General features: G+C 68.6%; 14 protein-coding genes. 7 read left to right on the top strand and 7 right to left on the bottom strand.

The genetic code is table 11. The features are described from left to right. Nucleotides 1–42 precede the first annotated feature (42 nt). Entirely contained in the window at nt 43–2,805 is a 2,763-nt protein-coding gene (locus EBB59_RS06345; RefSeq protein WP_122101313.1) for a M16 family metallopeptidase, read from the bottom strand. A 32-nt stretch (nt 2,806–2,837) separates the two neighbouring features. On the opposite strand from EBB59_RS06345, the gene EBB59_RS06340 reads away from it, so the two are divergent. Further along, on the top strand, nt 2,838–3,584 hold the full coding sequence (locus EBB59_RS06340; protein ID WP_122101386.1) for a pseudouridine synthase: 747 nt from the start codon (nt 2,838–2,840) through the stop codon (nt 3,582–3,584). Nucleotides 3,585–3,603: 19 nt separating this feature from the next. Here the strand turns inward: EBB59_RS06340 and EBB59_RS06335 are convergent, their stop codons facing one another. Next, on the bottom strand, nt 3,604–4,104 hold the full coding sequence (locus tag EBB59_RS06335; RefSeq protein WP_158601729.1) for a DUF2059 domain-containing protein: 501 nt from the start codon (nt 4,102–4,104) through the stop codon (nt 3,604–3,606). 91 nt (nt 4,105–4,195) lie between these two features. Here EBB59_RS06335 and arfB point away from each other — a divergent pair, with 91 nt between their 5' ends. Both arfB and EBB59_RS06325 read left to right on the top strand, forming a co-directional pair. Next, entirely contained in the window at nt 4,196–4,615 is a 420-nt protein-coding gene (arfB, locus tag EBB59_RS06330; RefSeq protein WP_122101311.1) for an alternative ribosome rescue aminoacyl-tRNA hydrolase ArfB, read from the top strand. Nucleotides 4,616–4,648: 33 nt separating this feature from the next. Beyond that, the gene (locus EBB59_RS06325) at nt 4,649–5,272 is read left to right on the top strand and encodes a 1-acyl-sn-glycerol-3-phosphate acyltransferase (protein ID WP_122101310.1); all 624 of its coding nucleotides are present in this window, start codon (nt 4,649–4,651) and stop codon (nt 5,270–5,272) included. A 244-nt stretch (nt 5,273–5,516) separates the two neighbouring features. Here the strand turns inward: EBB59_RS06325 and EBB59_RS06320 are convergent, their stop codons facing one another. After that, nucleotides 5,517–6,482: a LysR family transcriptional regulator gene (locus EBB59_RS06320; RefSeq protein WP_122101309.1), complete on the bottom strand. Its 966-nt coding sequence runs from the start codon at nt 6,480–6,482 to the stop codon at nt 5,517–5,519. A gap of 95 nt (nt 6,483–6,577) precedes the next feature. Here EBB59_RS06320 and aceB point away from each other — a divergent pair, with 95 nt between their 5' ends. Both aceB and aceA read left to right on the top strand, forming a co-directional pair. Continuing rightward, nucleotides 6,578–8,257 carry a malate synthase A gene (aceB, locus tag EBB59_RS06315; protein ID WP_425451807.1) on the top strand — a complete coding sequence of 560 codons (1,680 nt, stop codon included), beginning with the start codon at nt 6,578–6,580 and terminating at the stop codon, nt 8,255–8,257. Nucleotides 8,258–8,304: 47 nt separating this feature from the next. After that, a complete protein-coding gene (aceA, locus tag EBB59_RS06310; protein ID WP_122101307.1) occupies nt 8,305–9,597 on the top strand; it encodes an isocitrate lyase in 1,293 nt (430 codons plus the stop codon). Nucleotides 9,598–10,120: 523 nt separating this feature from the next. Here aceA and EBB59_RS06305 read toward each other — a convergent pair. The 3 genes from EBB59_RS06305 to ubiK all read right to left on the bottom strand — a co-directional run bounded on the left by EBB59_RS06305 (nt 10,121) and on the right by ubiK (nt 14,633). After that, nucleotides 10,121–11,950, bottom strand: coding sequence for a potassium/proton antiporter (locus EBB59_RS06305; RefSeq protein ID WP_158601728.1), 1,830 nt, complete (start codon nt 11,948–11,950; stop codon nt 10,121–10,123). 843 nt (nt 11,951–12,793) lie between these two features. Further along, nucleotides 12,794–14,320, bottom strand: a complete 1,527-nt coding sequence (locus EBB59_RS06300) for a YifB family Mg chelatase-like AAA ATPase (protein WP_122101305.1) — start codon at nt 14,318–14,320, stop codon at nt 12,794–12,796. A 40-nt stretch (nt 14,321–14,360) separates the two neighbouring features. Further along, entirely contained in the window at nt 14,361–14,633 is a 273-nt protein-coding gene (gene ubiK / locus EBB59_RS06295) for a ubiquinone biosynthesis accessory factor UbiK (protein ID WP_122101304.1), read from the bottom strand. Between the two features lie 154 nt (nt 14,634–14,787). Here ubiK and EBB59_RS06290 point away from each other — a divergent pair, with 154 nt between their 5' ends. Both EBB59_RS06290 and EBB59_RS06285 read left to right on the top strand, forming a co-directional pair. Continuing rightward, nucleotides 14,788–15,126, top strand: a complete 339-nt coding sequence (locus EBB59_RS06290; RefSeq protein WP_122101303.1) for a P-II family nitrogen regulator — start codon at nt 14,788–14,790, stop codon at nt 15,124–15,126. Then, nucleotides 15,126–16,970 (top strand): DUF4153 domain-containing protein, encoded by a 1,845-nt coding sequence (locus tag EBB59_RS06285; protein ID WP_122101302.1) that lies wholly within the window; start codon nt 15,126–15,128, stop codon nt 16,968–16,970. The genes EBB59_RS06290 and EBB59_RS06285 overlap by 1 nt, the downstream gene beginning before the upstream one ends. A 452-nt stretch (nt 16,971–17,422) precedes the next feature. Here the strand turns inward: EBB59_RS06285 and speE are convergent, their stop codons facing one another. Then, on the bottom strand, nt 17,423–18,277 hold the full coding sequence (speE, locus tag EBB59_RS06275; RefSeq protein ID WP_122101300.1) for a polyamine aminopropyltransferase: 855 nt from the start codon (nt 18,275–18,277) through the stop codon (nt 17,423–17,425). Nucleotides 18,278–18,330 lie beyond the last annotated feature (53 nt).

The following is an 18,330-nucleotide window of genomic DNA, read 5'->3' as shown; positions in this document are numbered from 1 at the left end:
CCCGGTCCGGCGATGTCCGGCCCGCCCGCTGCTTCGAAGCGTTTACTCGCCGGCTTCGGCCCTGGCGAAATCGCCCGCCATGTACACGCTCATCCGCGTCGGTTCGAGGTGGCGCGCGATCGCCGCGTTGACCTGGGCGACGCTCAGCGATTTCAGCTTTGCCTCGAACTCGGCGCGCCGCCGCATGCGGCGGCCCAGGTACTGGTCGGCATTCAGTAGCGCGGCCAGGTTGCGGTCGCTGGCGCGCGACTGCGCGCGCTGGGTCAGCATGCCGTTGACGGCGTCGGCCAGTTCCTTCCCGGTGATGCCCTCGCGTACGAAGCGTTCCAATTCCTCGCGCACCGCGGCTTCCAGCTTCGCCATGTTCTGTGGCGCGGCGATGCCCTGGATGCTGAAACTGCCGGCATCGTCCCGGCCGCTCTGGCTGGAGTCGGCGGAAATCGCGCTGCCGATGCCGTAGCTCAAGCCGTCCTTCTGGCGCGCACGGTCGCTCAGCCGCGAGGACAGGCCGCCGCCGCCAAAGACATGGTTGGCGACCAGCAGGGCGGGGTAGTCGGGATGGTTGTCGTTGAGCGGCAGGTTCATCCGCGCCATGTACACGGCATTCGATTTGTCCGGCGTTTCCAGGCGGCGGCGTTCGGGCGCGACTGGATGGTGGCGGGTGTCGATCGGTCGGTAGGGCGTGCCCGGCCGCCAGTCGGCGAACAGCTTTTGCAGCAGCGGTTTGACCGTGGCCGGGTCGAAATCGCCGACGATGGCGATTTCGCCGGCGGCGCTGCCGTAGACATCGCGGTGGAAGGCGCGCAGGTCGTCGAGTTCGAGTGCGCGCAGGTCGGCCAGCGACTGGTCCAGGTCGCGGAAGCGCAGCGGGTGGTCCTTCGGCCAGGGGTCGAAGTGCGGGCCGGCGGCCTGGGCGATGGCCGTGTTGGGGTCCTTGCGCGAGGCTTCGATGGCGGTGATCGCCTGCAACCTGAGCTGCTCGAATTCGCTTGCCGGGAAGGACGGGCGCTTCAGGATGTCGGCGGCCAGCGTCAGCGCCTCGGCCAGCTCGCCGCGCCGGGTGGCCAGGCCGATGCTGGCGCCTTGCATGCCGCCGTTGACGTTGGCGGCGGTCTTCAGGGCTTCGAAGCGTTTGTCGATCTCTTCACGGTTGAGCGCCTGGCTGCCGCGCATCAGCATCGCGCCGACCATGCCGGCGGCGGCGACCGGGTGCCGCTTCAGCGTGGCGACGTCGCCAAAGCGGAAATCGGCATCCACCACCACGGTCTGGCCGCGGTTCTTCTTCGGCAGCAGCGAGACTTTCAGACCCTCGCCGAGGGTGAGGATTTCCGTACGCGCGGCGATGTTGCCGATGCCGGTATCGAAGACTTCGCCGGCGGCCACCGCTTCGCGGCCGGTGTAACCCGCGACCAGGGGGGCGAGCGCCGGGGCCTTGGTGATCTCGGCGCGCACGGCGTTGTCGGTCGGCACGAAGCGCGCCAGCGTGCGGTTGGTGGCGATGAGATATTTCGTGGCCACGCGATTGACGTCCTCCAGCGTGACTTTCTCCATCGCGTCGCGCAGCACGAAGTACAGCCGCCAGTCGCCGGCGGCGACGTATTCGCTCATCGCCAGTCCGATCCGGTTGACGTCGTTGAAGGCCAGTTCGTAGCCGTTGGCGATGCGTTGCCGGGCATCGGCCAGTTCCTGCGCGGTGATCGGCGTGTCGGCGATCCGTTCGGCCTGCTTCAGCAGTTCCGCCTCGGCCTTGGCCGGGTCGTGCTCGTTCGGCGGCACCGCGATGAGCGTGAAGGTGTCCGGCTCGCGCCGCGCGCCGGTCCCGGCGAAGGCGCTGGCGGCCAGCCGGGTCTCGACCAGCGATTTGTGCAGACGCCCGCCGGGGGTATGGCCGAGGATGTTGGCCAGCACCAGCAGGGCCGGCGTGTCCGGGTGGGCGGCGGCGGGCACGTGGTAGGCGAGGCCGATCAGGCGCAGGTCGCCGCTGCGGCGCACGGTGATCTCGCGTTCGCCGTCCTGGGTCGGTTCGAGCGTCCACAGCGTCGGCAACTGGCGTGCGGGGCGCTTCAGTTGGCCGAAGGTGTCCCGCACCTTCGTCAGCACCTTGGCCGGGTCGAAACGGCCGGCGACGATCAGCGTGGCGTTGTCCGGCTGGTACCAGCGGCGGTAGAAGGCTTGTAGGTGCTCGATCGGCACGTTTTCTACATCGGCGCGGTTGCCGATGGTGCTCTTGCCGTAGTTGTGCCACTGGAAGGCCGCCGCGCGCAGGCGTTGGGTGAGGACGCGGCCCGGCTTGTTCTCGCCGCGCTCCATCTCGTTGCGCACCACGGTCATCTCGCTGTCGAGATCCTTGCGGGCGATGAAGGCGTTGACCATGCGGTCGGCTTCCATCGCCAGCAGCCAGTCGAGGGTGTCGTCGTTGGCGGGAAAACTGCCGAAGTAGTTGGTGCGGTCGAGGCTGGTGGTGCCGTTGAAGCTGATGCCGCGCCGCTTCATCTCGGCCGGGATGTCGCCATGGCGCGGCGTTCCCTTGAACACCATGTGCTCCAGCAGGTGGGCCATGCCGGTCTCGCCGTAGTTCTCGTGCATCGAACCGACCGCGTAGGTGACGTTCACGGTCACGGTCGGCTTGGAGGCATCGGGGAACAGCAGCACCCGCAGGCCGTTGGCCAGTCCGTATTCGCAGATGCCTTCCACGCAACTGGCGGCGGAGACGCCCTGGGGCAAGCGGGGGGCGTCGGCGGCGGCGCGCGCGGTGGGCGCGAGCGCGAGCGCGCAGGCCAGCGAAAGGGTGCGAAGGCGGGACATCCGGGGTTCCTGGGTTGAAAATGGCCGCCATGATGAACGAGATTGCCGATGGCGGCGCCTGTCAGGCGTCACGGCTGGACGACACCACGCTGCCGGTGCGGTGGCTTGGCGAAAAATTCGCCGTGGTGGACAAGCCGGCGGGATTGATGGTGCACGACAGCGCCCTGGCGCGTGGGGAGACCGATTTCGCCGCCGACCGCCTGCGCGAGCAGTTCGGGCGGCCGGTGTTCCTGGTGCACCGGCTGGACCGCGCCACCAGCGGCTGCCTGCTGCTGGCCTTCGAGCGCGAAACCGCCTCGGCGCTGGGCAAGGCGTGGATGGTGGGCGAGGTGGCGAAGCATTACCTCGCGATCTGCCGCGGCTGGCCGGCGGACGAGGTTTTCAGCATCGACCATCCACTCGACGGCGGGCCGGGCAAACCGAAAAAGAAGGCGGCCGTCACCGATTTCGAAGTACTGGCGAAAGCCGAGTTGCCGTGGCCCTCGCAGGCGTTCGCCACCTCGCGCTATGCGTTGTTGCGGGCCGCGCCGCGCACCGGGCGCTTCCGGCAGATCCGTCGGCATCTCAAGCACGCTTCGCATCATTTGATTGGCGATACCAGCCATGGCGATGGCCGGCATAACCGCGCCTTCCGCATGCGGGGCGTCCATCGCATGCTGCTGCACGCGCAGGCGCTCGAGTTCACCGACCCGGCCACCGGCGAGCGGCTGCGGGTGGTTTGCCCGCCGTCGGGCGAATTCGCCCGCGCGCTGGCCCTGCTGCAAGACGCGCCGGCCTGAGCGGGCCGGGCGGCGCGGCTTACTTCCCGCGCTTGGCCGGCGGGCCGAATTCCGATTCGATGTCCCGCATCATCTTCTGCATCGATGCTTGCATCATCGGCCGCATCTCGATCATCGAGCGCCGCATGATCTCCGGCAGTTTCCGCATCACGCCGCGGCCCTCGGGGCTGTCGTAGAAGGCGGTCATCGCTTCCACTTCCTGGTCGGTCAGCGTGTCGGCGTAGACGCGGGTGTAGATCGGCTCCAGTTTGGCCCAGGCCAGCGTGTCGCGCAGTTCGGCTTCTTGCTTGGCGAGCAGGCGCCGGGCGCGTTCGCGCTCGGCCTGGCTGGCGTTTTCCTCGGCCAGCATCTGGTCGGCCATCTCGCGGACCTGTTCCAGCATGGCGGGGATCATCTGGTCGACGATCTTCTGCGCCTCCATCGTGTCCAGCAGCTTTTCCACCTGCCGCTGGCTGGGCGGCGCGGCGAAGACGGCGGCGGCGGCCAGGGCCAGCGCGAGGGCGAACGACAGGCGTTTCATCGGTGGATGCTCGATGGGAAAGGGGCAGGATAAGCCGCCGGCGCGATGCGTTTCCATATGGCGCGTCATGGACTTCGGCTAAAGTGCGCGGATGCTGCAAATCGCACCGGGCATCGCCATCGCCGAGGAGGAATTGAGCGAACGCTTCGTGCGTTCCTCGGGCGCGGGTGGCCAGAACGTCAACAAGGTCGCCACCGCGGTCGAGCTGCGCTTCGACGTGGCCGGCTCGCCCTCGCTGCCGGAGGCGGTGCGAGCGCGCCTGCTGGCCCGGCGCGACCGGCGCGTGACCGGGGAGGGCGTGATCGTGATCCAGGCGCAGCGCTTCCGTACCCAGGAGCGCAACCGGGAGGACGCGCGGGAACGCCTGGCCGCCTTCCTCGCGCATGGCCTGCATGTGCCGAAGCCGCGCGTCGCCACCCGGCCGACGCGTGCCGCGAAGGCGCGCCGGCTGGAAGCCAAGCGTGGCCGCGGCGAAGTGAAGCGCGGCCGCGCGTGCCGCGACTGGGATTGAACGCGACAAATCGAAACAGGAAATACGCCGAAGATGCACACCCGCCACCCGCATACCCCCGCGCGCGACGGCGCGATCCTTGCGCTGCCGCCGCGCGCGCCGCGCGCCGGCCGCGGCCGCTTCGCGCGCTGGCTGGGCCGCGGCATCCTGAAGCTGGGCGGTTGGCGGATGGAGGGCGAATTCCCGGACGTGCCGAAGGCGGTGCTCATCGGCGCGCCGCATTCCACCAACTGGGATGGCGTCTGGGGTTTCGCCGCGCTGCTGGCGCTCGACCTCGACTTGCGCGTCCTCGGCAAGAAGGAGTTGTTCAGGGGGCCGCTGGGTTGGCTCATGCGCGTGCTCAGGGTGATCCCGATCGACCGTCGGGCGCCGGGCGGGTTCGTGGCGCAGAGCGTCGAGCGGATGAAGGCGGCCGGGCAGCTCTGGATCGGCATCGCCCCGGAGGGCACGCGCCAGCAGGTCGAACACTGGAAGACCGGCTTCTGGAAGCTGGCGAAGGGCGCGGACGTGCCGGTGATCCTCGAATACTTCCACTACCCGGACAAGGTGATCGGCATCGGCCCGGCCATCACCCTGGGCGACGACATGGAGGCCGACATGGCGCGCATCCGCGAGTGGTACCGGCCGTGGCGGGGGAAAAAGCGCGGCACGGCGTGAGCCGGCTGAGGTCGGGTCCGTTCGCGCTGCTTGGCGTGTTATCGGTCGGCCCCGGGTCGGCCTCGCTGCGAGCGCGGGGCGCTGCGCGAGAATGCTCGGCTTCGTCATGGCGGATGCGCGAGTCGCGGCGTTGCGGCGGCGCGTCGGCCTAGAACTGGCGTCGTTGCCGGGGCTCGTCGCGGCGGCCTCGGCGCTGACGAAGGGGGCGGCCGCATGCTGTGAGCGCTTGCGGCCCACCCCTGCTTCAGCGTTCCGAATGCCCGGTCTGGTCGTAGCCGCGCGGGGCCAGCAGTGTCGGCTGGATCAGCTCGACGAAGGCGCGCGCCTGCGGCGACAGGAATTTGCCGCGGCGCTTGACCACGCCATAACTGCGCGCGGGAAAGAACTTCGCCAGTGAGCGCGTGGCCAGGCGCTGGCGGTCGGCCTCGGTGATGCAGAACGCGGTGACGATGCTGATGCCCTGGCCCATCGCCACGTATTGCTTGATGACCTCCCAGCCGCCGACTTCCAGCGCCACGCTGTAGGGCACGCGGGCGCGCTGGAAGACCAGATCGATCAAGCGATAGGTGGTGAGCCGCTGCGGCGGCAGGATCAGTCCGTAGGGCGAGAGGTCGGCCAGCGCGATGTCGCGCTTGGCCGCGAGCGGGTGGTCGGGCGGGGTGATGAGCAGCGGCGCGAATTCGTACACCGGGGCGTAATCCAGGTCGCCGGGGACGTCGAGCATTGAGCCGAAGGCCAGATCGACCTTGTCCGAACGCAAGAGCTCCAGCCCGCCCGCGCCGGTGACGTTGTGCAGGCTGAGCCGCACCTCCGGGTGGGCCTGGCGGAAAGCCGCGACGATCTCCGGCAGCAGATAGAGGATGGTCGATGACCCGGCCGCGACGTTGAGTTCGCCGGCGTCCAGCCCGGCCAGTCGGTCGCGGAAAGCGGCTTCCAGCCCATCCAGCCCTTCCACCAGTGGGCGGGCCAGCTCGTACAGCAGTTCCCCCTCGCGGGTCAGGGTCAGCCGCCGCCCGCCGCGCTCGAACAGGCGCGCGCCGTACTCGCGCTCCAGTGCCTGGATTTGCAGGCTGACGGCGGGCTGGCTCAGAAAAACCGCCTCCGCCGCCCGCGAAATCGACCCCAGACGCGCCACCTGGCAGAACGCGCGCAGTGGTTTGAGGCGGCTGCCTTTGTAGGAAAAGCGTGGTATTTCAGTGGGTTGCGCCATACGGGTCGGGGTTTTTGTTCGAGTATTTAATTATCAAATAATGATCATTGACAACTCTGGTTTGTCAAATAGATCGTTGCGGCTGGATGTTGTGCATCACAGCAATCCGGTGGAGTACCCAACCCGTGTCAGCCGTGCTCAAGTCCCAGGACGCGTTTCAGATCACCGCCCATGCCGATGGGCAGGACGACATCCTCACCCCCCGGGCGCAGGCCTTCCTGCTTGGGTTGCATCGCCGCTTCGAGGGCGAGCGCCAGGCCCGCCTGCGCGCCCGTGGCGAGCGCCAGCGGCGTTTCGATGGCGGTGAGCTGCCGGATTTCCGCGCCGATACCGTGGCCATCCGCGAAAGCGACTGGCGAGTCGCGCCGATTCCCCCGGCGCTGGCCGACCGCCGGGTGGAGATCACCGGCCCGGTCGATCCGAAGATGGTCATCAATGCGCTCAACTCCGGCGCGCAGTGCTACATGGCCGATTTCGAGGACAGCACCAGCCCGACCTGGGCCAACCTGATCGAAGGCCAGCGGGCGATGAAGGCGGCGGTCGAGGGCGCGCTCGCGTTCACCGCGCCCAACGGCAAGCGCTACGCGCTCAAGCCGGAGGCCGAGCGCGCGGTGCTGATCGTCCGCCCGCGTGGCTGGCACCTCGACGAGAAGCACGCGCGGATCGATGGCCAGCCGATGTCGGGGGCGTTGTTCGATATCGGTCTCTTCGCCTTCCACAACGCGACGGCGCTCGCCGCGAAGGATCGCGGCCCGTATTTCTACCTGCCCAAGTTGCAGTCGATGGAGGAAGCCGCGCTGTGGAACGCGGTGTTCGAGCACATCGAGGCGGCGCTCGGCCTGCCGGACGGGCAGATGAAGGCCACGGTGCTGATCGAAACCCTGCCGGCGGCATTCGAGATGGACGAAATCCTGCACGCGCTCAAAACCCGCGTCGTCGGGCTCAACTGCGGGCGCTGGGATTACATCTTCAGCTACATCAAGACGCTGCGCGCCCACCGTGACCGCGTGCTGCCCGAACGCGGCCAGGTGACGATGACCCAGCCCTTCCTCAAGGCGTATTCGGAACTGTTGATCCAGACCTGCCACAAGCGCGGCGCGCACGCGATGGGCGGCATGGCCGCGCAGATTCCGATTTCGGTCGATGCCGGGGCGAACGCCGAGGCGCTCGAACGCGTGCGCGCCGACAAGTTGCGCGAAGTCGAGGCCGGCCACGATGGCACCTGGGTCGCGCATCCGGCGTTGATCCCGGTGGCGCGCGAAATTTTCGATGCGCGCATGCCCGACGCCCATCAGCATGACGTGCGCCGCGAGGACGTGCGGGTGAATGCCGAAGACCTGCTCAGGCCGAGCCTCGGCAGCATCACCGCCAAGGGTTTCGAGAACAACGTCGAAGTCTGCGTGCGCTATCTCGCCGCCTGGCTCGATGGCAACGGCTGCGTGCCGATCCATTGGTTGATGGAGGACGCCGCCACCGCCGAGATCGCCCGCGCCCAGCTCTGGCAATGGCTGCACCACATGGACGCTCCCGCGGGTCAAACGCCGGCGGGGGATGCCGCGCCGGGCCGCCAGCCGCTCTGTCTCGACGACGGCACGCCGATGGATTTCGCCCTGCTGGAGCGGGCGCTGATCGGCCTGCCTTCCAGACTCGCCGCCGAGGGCGATTTCCCCGGCAAGGCGAAGGTCGCCGAGGCCATCGAACTGTTGGTCGAGCTGACCCGCGACGAGCGATTCGCCGAATTCCTGACCCTGCCCGCTTACGAACGCATCGATTGATTCAACGTCACCGCCACGCCTTCCCATCGTCACCAGAGGACACCGCCATGAACAAGCTCCCCACCGCCGAACAACTGAAGCTGGATTGGGACAACAACGCCCGCTGGACGGGCATCACCCGCGCCTACGGCGCCGAGGACGTGGTGCGCCTACGCGGCACGGTGCACGTCGAGCATTCCATCGCCCGCCTGGGGGCGGAGAAGCTGTGGAAGTCGATCAACAGCGAGCCGTTCGTCAACGCGCTGGGCGCGCTCACCGGCAACCAGGCCATGCAGCAGGTCAAGGCCGGGCTGAAGGCGATCTACCTCTCCGGCTGGCAGGTCGCCGCCGATGCCAATCTCGCCGGCGAGATGTATCCCGACCAGTCGCTGTACCCGGCCAATTCGGTGCCGCAGGTGGTCAAACGCATCAACAACACCCTGCTGCGCGCTGACCAACTGCATCACGCCGAGGGCAATGACGAGATCGATTTCATGCAGCCCATCGTGGCCGATGCCGAGGCCGGTTTCGGCGGCGTGCTGAACGCGTTCGAGCTGATGAAGGCGATGATCGAGGCGGGCGCGGCCGGCGTGCATTTCGAGGACCAACTGGCCTCGGTGAAGAAGTGCGGCCACATGGGCGGCAAGGTGCTGGTGCCGACCCGCGAGGCCATCGAGAAACTCACCGCCGCGCGCCTGGCCGCCGACGTGATGGGCGTGCCGACGATCATCGTCGCCCGCACCGATGCCGAGGCCGCCGACCTGCTGACCAGCGACGTGGATGACAACGACAAGCCGTTCTGCACCGGCGAGCGCACCCCGGAAGGCTTCTACAAGACCCGCAAGGGTGTCGAGCAGGCGATCAGCCGCGGCCTCGCCTACGCGCCATACGCCGATCTGGTCTGGTGCGAAACCGGCACACCCGATCTGGCCTTCGCGCGCCGGTTCGCCGAGGCCATCCACGCCCGGTTCCCCGGCAAGCTGCTGGCCTATAACTGCTCGCCGTCCTTCAACTGGAAGAAGAACCTGGACGACGCCACCATCGCCAAGTTCCAGAAGGAACTGGGCGCGATGGGTTACAAATTCCAGTTCATCACCCTGGCCGGTTTCCACGCGCTCAACTACGGCATGTTCAACCTGGCTCACGGCTATGCCCGCCGCCAGATGAGTGCGTTCGTGGAATTGCAGGAGCAGGAATTCGCCGCCGCCGAGCGCGGCTTCACCGCGGTGAAGCACCAGCGCGAAGTCGGCACCGGCTATTTCGATGCCGTCACTCAGACCATCCAGGGCGGCGAGTCGTCCACGGTGGCGCTGAAGGGCAGCACCGAGGAAGCGCAGTTTCATGGCGGGCGCGCGGCTTGAGCCGTATGGTGTATCGCGTTCCGCCGCCCGGCATGGATGCCGGGCGTTTTCGCGTGATAGGCGGCGGGCCTCGAATCGATGCGCCGTCCGGCCCGGAGAGCGTTGCCAACGGGTCGATGGGTGGGCCGGGCGCGAGGTGATGTCAGCACGATGGGCGTGGCGCGCCTCGGGTTGATGGGGGGCTCCTGTGGTCGGTGCATCCGTCAGGATGACGGCGGCCATCCCGTCATCAGTCGGGGGGCGATGGAGCCGCCGCGTTCCGCTCAGCCGTGTTCCACCGGCCGCTGATTTCGCCGGATTCCAGTCGGCATTGATGGCCGGGCCTCGCCTTGTCCGGGATGACGGCGGCCATCCCGTCGTCAGTCGGGGGGCGATGGAGCCGCCGCGCTCCGCTCAACCGTGTTCCACCGGCCGCTGATTTCGCCGGCTTCCAGTCGGCATCGATGGCCGGGCCTCGCCTTGTCCGGGATGACGGCGGCCATCCCGTCGTCAGTCGGGGGGCGATGGAGCCGCCGCGCTCCGTTCAACCGTGTTCCGCCGGCCGCCGGCCGCTGATCAGGCGCTCGCCCAGGCTGACGAGTTCCAGCCCGACCTGGGTGACCCGCCCGTCTTCCAGTGCGCGGACGATCAGCGTGGCCGGGCCGAGGTTGAGGCGGTCGCCGATCTGCGGTGCTTCGTCGAAACGCTCGTCGAACAATTGCGCGGCGCTGCGGCCGGCGAAGCGCTTGGGGACGCGCAGCCCGTAGAACTGCGCCAGTTCGCCAAGGGCGACGTCGCCGGGCAGGGGGAAGTTGCCGAAATGGGTGTGCGCCGGGCCTTCGCCCTCGTGGCCGACGAACAGCCAGTCGATCCGCCGCGCGGAACCGGCAGGGGCCAGCAGGTAGGCATAGTCGTCGGGCCTGAGCGCGCCGGCTTCCCCGGCGGCCAGCACGCGGCCATCGCGCACGGCCATCATCAGCCGCGTATCGGGCGGCCAGTGGGCGGCATCCAGCGCCTTGGCGCCGACCGGCACGCGGTAGCCCAGCAGGTCGTAATCGAGCTGGCCGGGCAAATCCAGTTGCACGCGGCGGGTATCCGGGTCGCTGCGCGGCACCGCGACGTCGAACCAGTGCGCGGCGTGCGTGAGCGTCCAGCCCTGCACCAGCAGCGAGGTCAGCACGATCACGAAGGCGACGTTGAAGTACAGCCAGGCGTTGGGCAGCTTGGCCAGCAACGGGATGGAGGCGAGAAAGATGCCGACCGCGCCGCGCAGGCCGACCCAGGCGATGAAACCGATCTCCCCGGCGCGGTAGCGGAACGGCAACAGGCACATCACCACCGCCGCGGGCCGCGCCACGAACATCAGGAAAGCGGCGATGCCCAACGCCGGCCACAGCACGTCGAGCAGGCGGCTGGGCGTGGCCAGGAGGCCCAGCAGCAGAAACATCACCAGTTGCGCGAACCAAGTGACCGCATCCTGCACCGACATCACCTCGTGGCGTGCCCGCACCGGCCGGTTGGCGACCACGATGCCGGCCAGATACACCGCCAGAAAACCACTGCCGCCCAGCCAGTTGGTGAGGGCGAACACACAGAGCGCGCCGGCCATCGCCAACCAAGGATGCAGGCCCGACGACAGGTTGAAGCGGTTCAGCGACCACACGATGAGCCGGCCGCCGGCATAGCCCAGCGCCACGCCGCAGACGATCGCCCAGACCACCTGGAGCGCCAGCGCCGACAGGCTCACGCCCTGGCCGGCCAGCCAGCCGGTGACGGCGATGGTGAGGAAGACCGCGACAGGGTCGTTGGCGCCGGATTCCACTTCCAGCGTGCTGCCGGTGCGCCGCTCCAGGTGCAGGCCGCCGGCGCGGATCAGGAAGAACACCGCCGCGGCGTCGGTGGAGGCGAGGATGGTGCCGAGCAGCAGCGCGCGCATCGGTTCCAGCTTCAGCAGGAAATACGCCGCCACCGCCGTCAGCAGCGCGGTGACGATCACCCCGACCGTCGCCAGCGTCAGCGAGGGCAGCACGCTGCCGCGCACCTGCGCCGCGCGCGTCTGCAAGCCGCCCTCGAACAGGATCAGCGCCAGCGCCAGCGAGCCGGCGAGATAGGTGAAAGGGGCATCGTCGTAGCGGACGCCGCCGGGGCCGTCCACGCCCAGCAGCAGGCCCAGCACCAGAAACACCAACAGCAACGGCGCGCCGAAACGTCGCGCCAGCAGCGACGAAGCGATGCCGGCCAGCACCAGCAGCGCGCCGAACAGCAGCTTCAGGTTGATGTGGTTGAGGATTTCCAAACGCGAAAGGATCGAGGTGGGGAGTCTTTCGAGTCTAGCGGGTCGTTTGAGAATGGTGGCGACACGATGGCGGCGCATGGCGCTTGCCGGCGACGACGCGCAGTGGCCGTGCATCTTTCGTGCGCGCGGCCCGGGCGATTACGCTTGAGCGGCGCGCTCACCCGCGGTCTGGGCGGTGCGTCGGCTAGATGGCGGTCGGTTTTCGCGGCGCGGGATTCCAGACGAGACGCTGGGCGGGATGTCGGGCGAGATGTCGGGCGAGATGTCGGGCGAGATGTCGGGCGAGATGTCGGGTGAGACGTCGGGTGAGACGTCGGGTGAGACACCGGGTGAGACGTCGGGCGAGATACCGGGTGGTGATGGGAAGGCTGGGGCGCACGCGCGTAAGTCAATCCGGAGCGGAAGCGATGCCTGGCCTGCCTGGTGCGTGGGCGGAAGTGATTGGCCTTATGGCATCAAGGCCGGCGCCGGGGCATTGATGGGTGGTGGTGAGTTCAAACGCTCTGGGACTTGTTTGCCGGGGCGTGGCCTGACGCTCGTTGCCGTCCACTGTCGCTCTGGGCACGCGTGCGGTTGCTGGGCATGACGGCATCGGGGGCATAAAAGGCTTGCACGAAGGCAGGCGCATTCTAGCAGTGCCGCAACTCATCTTCGATGCCAGCGAATTCGTGGCGATAGTCCCCGGTATGACCCAGCCGATGAGGGGGGCGGTAGCAAGGGGCGTGCCCGCACTGTGGAATGATCGCGGACGGGCTTGACGGTTCATGCATGCGGGCGGTGCGTCCGGCCAGTGGGGGGCTGTCGTTGCTTCTTTGAGAAGCGGGCGGTGTACACGCATTTCATGCGCGAGAAGGTTCAAATCGTGGCCGGTTTCGAGGCCGGCCTGGCGCAGCAGTACACGCATCTCATGCGCGGGCAGGCTCAACCGTGATCGAAGCGGCTGGCGTGATGGGGCGGGTCTTGCGGGCGGTAGCCGATGGCTTCGGCAAGGTGGCCGTGGTCGATCGCCGCCGCGGCGGCCAGGTCGGCGATGCTGCGGGCGATCCGCAGAGTGCGATGCAGCGCGCGTGCCGACAGTTGCAGCCGAACGGCGGCGCGTTCGAGCATCGCCTGTTCGGCGTTGCCGAGGCGGGCGTCGCGGCTCAGTTCTCGCGGGGCGAGCAGGGCGTTGGGTTTGCCGGCGCGGCTCAGTTGCCGTTCGTGCGCGGCCACCACCCGGGCGCGCACGGTGGCGCTGGATTCTCCCGCCGGGGCCGCGCCCGCCAACGCCGCCGGCGGCAGTCTCGGCACAGTCAGGTGCAGGTCGATGCGGTCCAGCAGCGGCCCGGAGATGCGCGCGCGGTAGCGGGCGATGGCATTGGGCGGGCAGCGGCAGCGGCCGGATTCGTCGCCGGCCCAGCCGCAGGGGCAGGGGTTCATCGCGGCGACGAGCTGGAAGCGGGCGGGGAATTCACATTGGCGCGCCGCCCGCGACACCGTGACCGTGCCGGATTCGAGCGGTTGCCGCAGCACTTCCAACGCGGCCCGGCGCCACTCGGGCAGTTCATCGAGAAACAGCACGCCATGGTGCGCCAGCGAGATTTCGCCAGGACGCGGCGAACCGCCGCCGCCGGCCAGCGCCACCGCGCTGGCGGTGTGGTGGGGCGCGCGGAATGGCCGCTGGCGCCAGTGCGCGGGGTCGAATCCGTGCGTGGAGATCGAATGCACGGCGGCGCTGTCCAGCGCTTCCGCTTCGCTCATCGGCGGCAGGATGCCGGGTAGGCGCGAGGCCAGCAGGGTCTTGCCGCAGCCGGGGCTGCCGCTCAACAGCAGGTGGTGCTGGCCGCAGGCGGCGATTTCCAGCGCGCGCCGTGCCTGCGCCTGCCCGCGCACGTCGGCGAGGTCGGGCAGTACGCGGTGAGCGGGGGCGTCGCCGGCTTGCGCGGTGGGCAGGGGCTTGTCGCCGCGCAGCGCGGCGCAGACTTCCAGCAGGGTGCGCGCGGTGCGCGCATCGGCATGGTGGGCGAGCGCGGCCTCGGGGCCATTGGGCAGCGGCAAGACCAGGCGGCGGCCGGCCTCGGCGGCGGCCAACGCGGCCGGCAGCACGCCGGCTACCGCGCGCAGTTCGCCGGTGAGGCCGAGTTCGCCGAGAAATTCGGCCCGCTCCAGCGCGGCTTGCGGCAACTGGCCGCTGGCGGCGAGGATGCCGAGCGCGATGGGCAGGTCGAAGCCGCCGCCGGTCTTCGGCAGATCGGCCGGGGCGAGGTTGACGGTGATCCGCCCGGCCGGGAAATCCAGTTGCGCGCAGACGATCGCCGCGCGTACCCGGTCGCGCGCTTCGCGCACGGCGGCTTCCGGCAGGCCGACGATGGACATCGCCGGCAACCCGCCGCCGCAATGCACTTCCACCGTTACCTCCGGCGCGCGCACGCCTACCCGTGCCCGGCTGATGACCCGTGCCAATCCCATGTCGGCGGCTCCCGGCGCGCGGCGTGGCGCGCGCGATGAATCAGTGGCGCGGCGTATCCGCGCCGGCGCTGGCGCGTTCGGCCTCCAGCGCGGCCACGGCCTGTTCCAGCGCTTCCAGTTTTTCGCGGGTTTTCAGCAGCACCGCGCGTTGTACTTCGAATTCCTCGCGGGTGACCAGGTCGAGCCGGGTCAGCCCCGCGCGCAGCACCGATTTGAAGTTTTCCTGCAATTCCTCCCGGCCTTCGCGCAGGTTGGGCGGCAGCAGGTCGCCGAGGCGGCGGGCGAGGTTGTCGAGTTGGGCGAGGTCGATCATGTCGTGCGCTCCTGCGCGTTGGGGCTGGCGTCACGATGGCGCATGCGGCGGCCGGGCGGCATCGGTGCGGGGCGGATGGAAAAGTCGGGAAAATCCTAGCAGCCGGGGCGTGGCGATGAATTAAAGTGGCGTCATCCCCCGCAGGAGCAACGTAATGAAAATGGTGATGGCGATCATCAAGCCGTTCAAGCTCGACGACGTGCGCGAGGCGCTGGCCGAGGTGGGCGTCACCGGGATCACCGTCACCGAGGTCAAGGGATTCGGCCGGCAGAAGGGCCATACCGAGCTTTATCGCGGGGCCGAGTACGTGGTTGATTTCCTGCCTAAGCTCAAGCTGGAAGTGGCGGCCACCGACGATCAGGTCGATGCGGTGGTGGAGGCCATCCTGCAATCGGCCGGTACCGGCAAGATCGGCGACGGCAAGATATTCGTCTGGGATATGGAGCGCGCGGTGCGCATCCGCACCGGCGAGTTGGACGCGGACGCGCTCTGATGTCGCGCGCCGGCACGACCGAGCCGGGCGGCACCGCCCTCGAAAGCGAACGGCTGCCGCGCGAGGTGCGCCAGTTCATCGTCCTCCTGGCGATGTCGCAGGGGCTGCTGCTGTATTTCGCCAGCACCGGGCAGGACCAAGGCTGGTGGCCGTTCTCCGAACTGCATGGCTGCGTCTACTGGTACACCCTGGTGCTGTCGGTGCCGACGGCGATGCTGCTGTCGGTGCGCGCGCTGGGCGAGCGGCGTTTCTGGTGGCAGAGCGCCTTGCTGGCGCTGGTGTTCTCCACCTGCGCGGGGTGGGCGGCATGGAGCGCGACCGGCGCTTCGGGCATCCGCGCGGGCGAGGTGCTGTGGCCGTTCGGGCTGTCGATGGCGGCGGCCTTGTTCGTGGCCCTGCCATACCTGCAAACGGCGCTTCGCCACGGCTACTGGAACGCGCGCTATCCCGACTTGTTCGAGTTCGCCTGGCAAAACGCGCTCACGCTGATGCTGACCGCGCTGTTCACCGGCATCTGCTGGCTGGTGCTGATGCTGTGGGCCGAGCTGTTCAGGCTGATCGGCATCGGGTTCTTCCGGGAATTGTTCCGGGAGGAAGCCTTCGCCTATCTCGCCACCGGCTTGATGGTGGGGCTCGGCATCCTGATTGGCCGGACCCAGCGGCGGCCGGTGCAAGTGGCGCGCCGCATCCTGTTCGCGATCTTCACCGGCCTCTTGCCGCTGTTAGCGCTGATCGCCTTGTTGTTCGTCGCCAGCTTGCCGTTCACCGGGTTGGAGCCGCTGTGGAAGACCCGCTCGGCGGCGGCCATCCTGATGTCGCTGGTGGTGGTGATGGTGCTGTTCGCCAACGCGGTGTACCAGGATGGCGATGATCCGCTGCCCTACCCGCGCGGGCTGCGGCGTGTGGTCGATGCCGGTCTGCTGACGTTGCCGGTGTTCGCCGTGCTGGCGCTGTACGCGATGGCGTTGCGCATCGGCCAGTACGGCTGGACGCAGGAGCGCCTGGCCGGGGTGATCGCCGCCTCGATTCTGGCCGGTCATGCCTTCGGCTACGCCTGGGCGGTGCTGCGCCCGCGCGGTGGCTGGCTGTCGGTGCTGAAGCCGGTCAACGTGGTGGTGTCGCTGGCGGCGATGGCGCTCGCCCTGCTAGTGAACTCGCCCGTGCTCGATCCGCACCGAATCGCCGTGGCGAGCCAGTTGGCGCGGCTGGCGGATGGGCGCATCGCCCGCGAGGATTTCGATCTGGCCCATTTGCGTTTCGACAGCGGGCGGCTGGGCTATCGCGCGGTGGAGGCGCTAGGCGGCGGTACCGCGGCGGCGGACGACACCCGCTTCGCCCGGCGCATCCAGGCCATCTTGCAACGCAAGGATCGCTGGCGCAGCGAGGCCGATCTTAAAGCCAATGCGATCCGTGACCCGGCGCGGCTGCGGGCCGTCGTCGCCATCGCCCCGGGTACCGGGCCGGTGGAGGATGGCTGGTGGTCGCGCATGGTGGCGGCGGATTTCGCCCTGCCGGCTTGTGTCCAGGCCGATGCCGATTGCGTGCTGATCGGCCGCGATCTGGATGGCGATGGCCGCGAGGATCGCCTGCTGTGCGGGCTGGGCGTAGAGAACTGGCAGCTCGAATGCCGGTTGTACGATCGGGCTTCCGGCCAATGGCGTTACGCCGGCGAGTTCAGTTTCAGCGCGCCTGAAAAAGAGGCCGCGAAGGTGCGCCAGGCGCTGCGCCGGGGCGAGATCGCGCCGCATCGGCAGCGCTGGCCGGCGTTGGAGGCGGGTGGGCTTCGGCGCCGGATGACCGAGCGTTGCCAGCCGGGAGAGGCAACGCCCAACGGCTGCGAGTGAGCGGGCACGGGCGCTTGCCGAGGCAGGCGTCGGATGCCCGCCCCATGCGCGCGCCGCTCGCCCAGCGCGACCCGGCTCATACGGCAGGGAGTGCGCGCCGCGCATCCTTTGTCCGACCCAGTCCGGCCTGGCCCCGTGCCGGTCAGGCCGCTGCGCCGGCGACTTTTCGCGAGATTCGGCCGATCCGGCTCGGTCCAGTCGTCCAGCCACCCAGTCGTCCAGCCACCCAGTCGTCCCGTCGTCCAGCCGTCCAGCCATCCAGCCATCCAGCCATCCAGCCATCCAGCCATCCAGCCATCCAGCCATCCAGCCATCCAGCCATCCAGCCATCCAGCCATCCAGCCGCCCAGTCGCCCAGTCGCCCAGTCGCCCAGTCGCCCAGTCGCCCAGCCCAGCCCAGCCCAGCCCAGCGCGCCGTGCCACCGGGCTGGATGTGCGCCGCGTGGGCGGATTCAGCGTTGCAGCGCCTTGGCCACGAATGGTGGCAGCGTCTGCGCCCCGGCGTGGATGTCGGCGCTGTAGTACAGCGTCTCGAAGCCCTTGCCGCGCGCATCGGCCTCGCGGAAACCGAAATCGCCGCCGGCTTCCTTCTTCGCCATGGTCACGCTCCACCAGCCGGTCGGATAGCAGGGCTGCGGGAACGGCAGGGTCTGGAAGGCGGCGAAACCGGCCTTGCGCATTTCTTCGCGCATCTCGCCGATGAGTTCGAGCAGCGCCAGCGGCGATTCCGATTGCTGCACGAGGATGCCGCCGGTCTTCAGCGCGCGTGCGCAATCGGCGAAGAACGCGGCGTTGAACAGCCCCTCGGCCGGGCCGACCGGGTCGGTGGAATCGACGATCACGATGTCCACGCTGCCGGCTTCGCAATGCTTCATGTAGGCCAGGCCGTCATCGAACAGGATTTCGGCGCGCGGGTCGTGGTTGGATTCGCACAGTTCGGGGAAGTGTTTTTCCGCCATGCGCGTGACTTGCTCGTCGATGTCGCACTGGGTGACGCTCGCCACGCCAGGGTGCTTCAGCACCTCGCGCAGGGTGCCGCAATCGCCGCCGCCGATGATGACCACGCGCTTGGGGTCGGGGTGGGTGAACAGCGCCGGGTGGGCGATCATCTCGTGGTAGAAAAAGTTGTCGCGCGCGGTCAGCATCATCGCGCCGTCGATCAGCATCAGGTTGCCCCAGTCGGTCGATTCGTAGATTTCGATCTTCTGGAATGGCGATTGCACCTCGTCCAGCTTACGGGTGATGCGAAAGCCGATAGCCGAACCGGTCGGCTCGAAATTCTCGTACAACCAATCGTGCGTGGACATGGCGATGACCGTGTGGGAAACAGGCGCGGATTGTAGCGAGCGCGGCCCCTGGC

The organism is Solilutibacter pythonis, assembly GCF_003697345.1.
Lineage (GTDB): Bacteria > Pseudomonadota > Gammaproteobacteria > Xanthomonadales > Xanthomonadaceae > Solilutibacter > Solilutibacter pythonis.
Note: the sequence above shows the minus strand (reverse complement) of the source record. Positions and strands in the feature narration are given on the sequence as shown.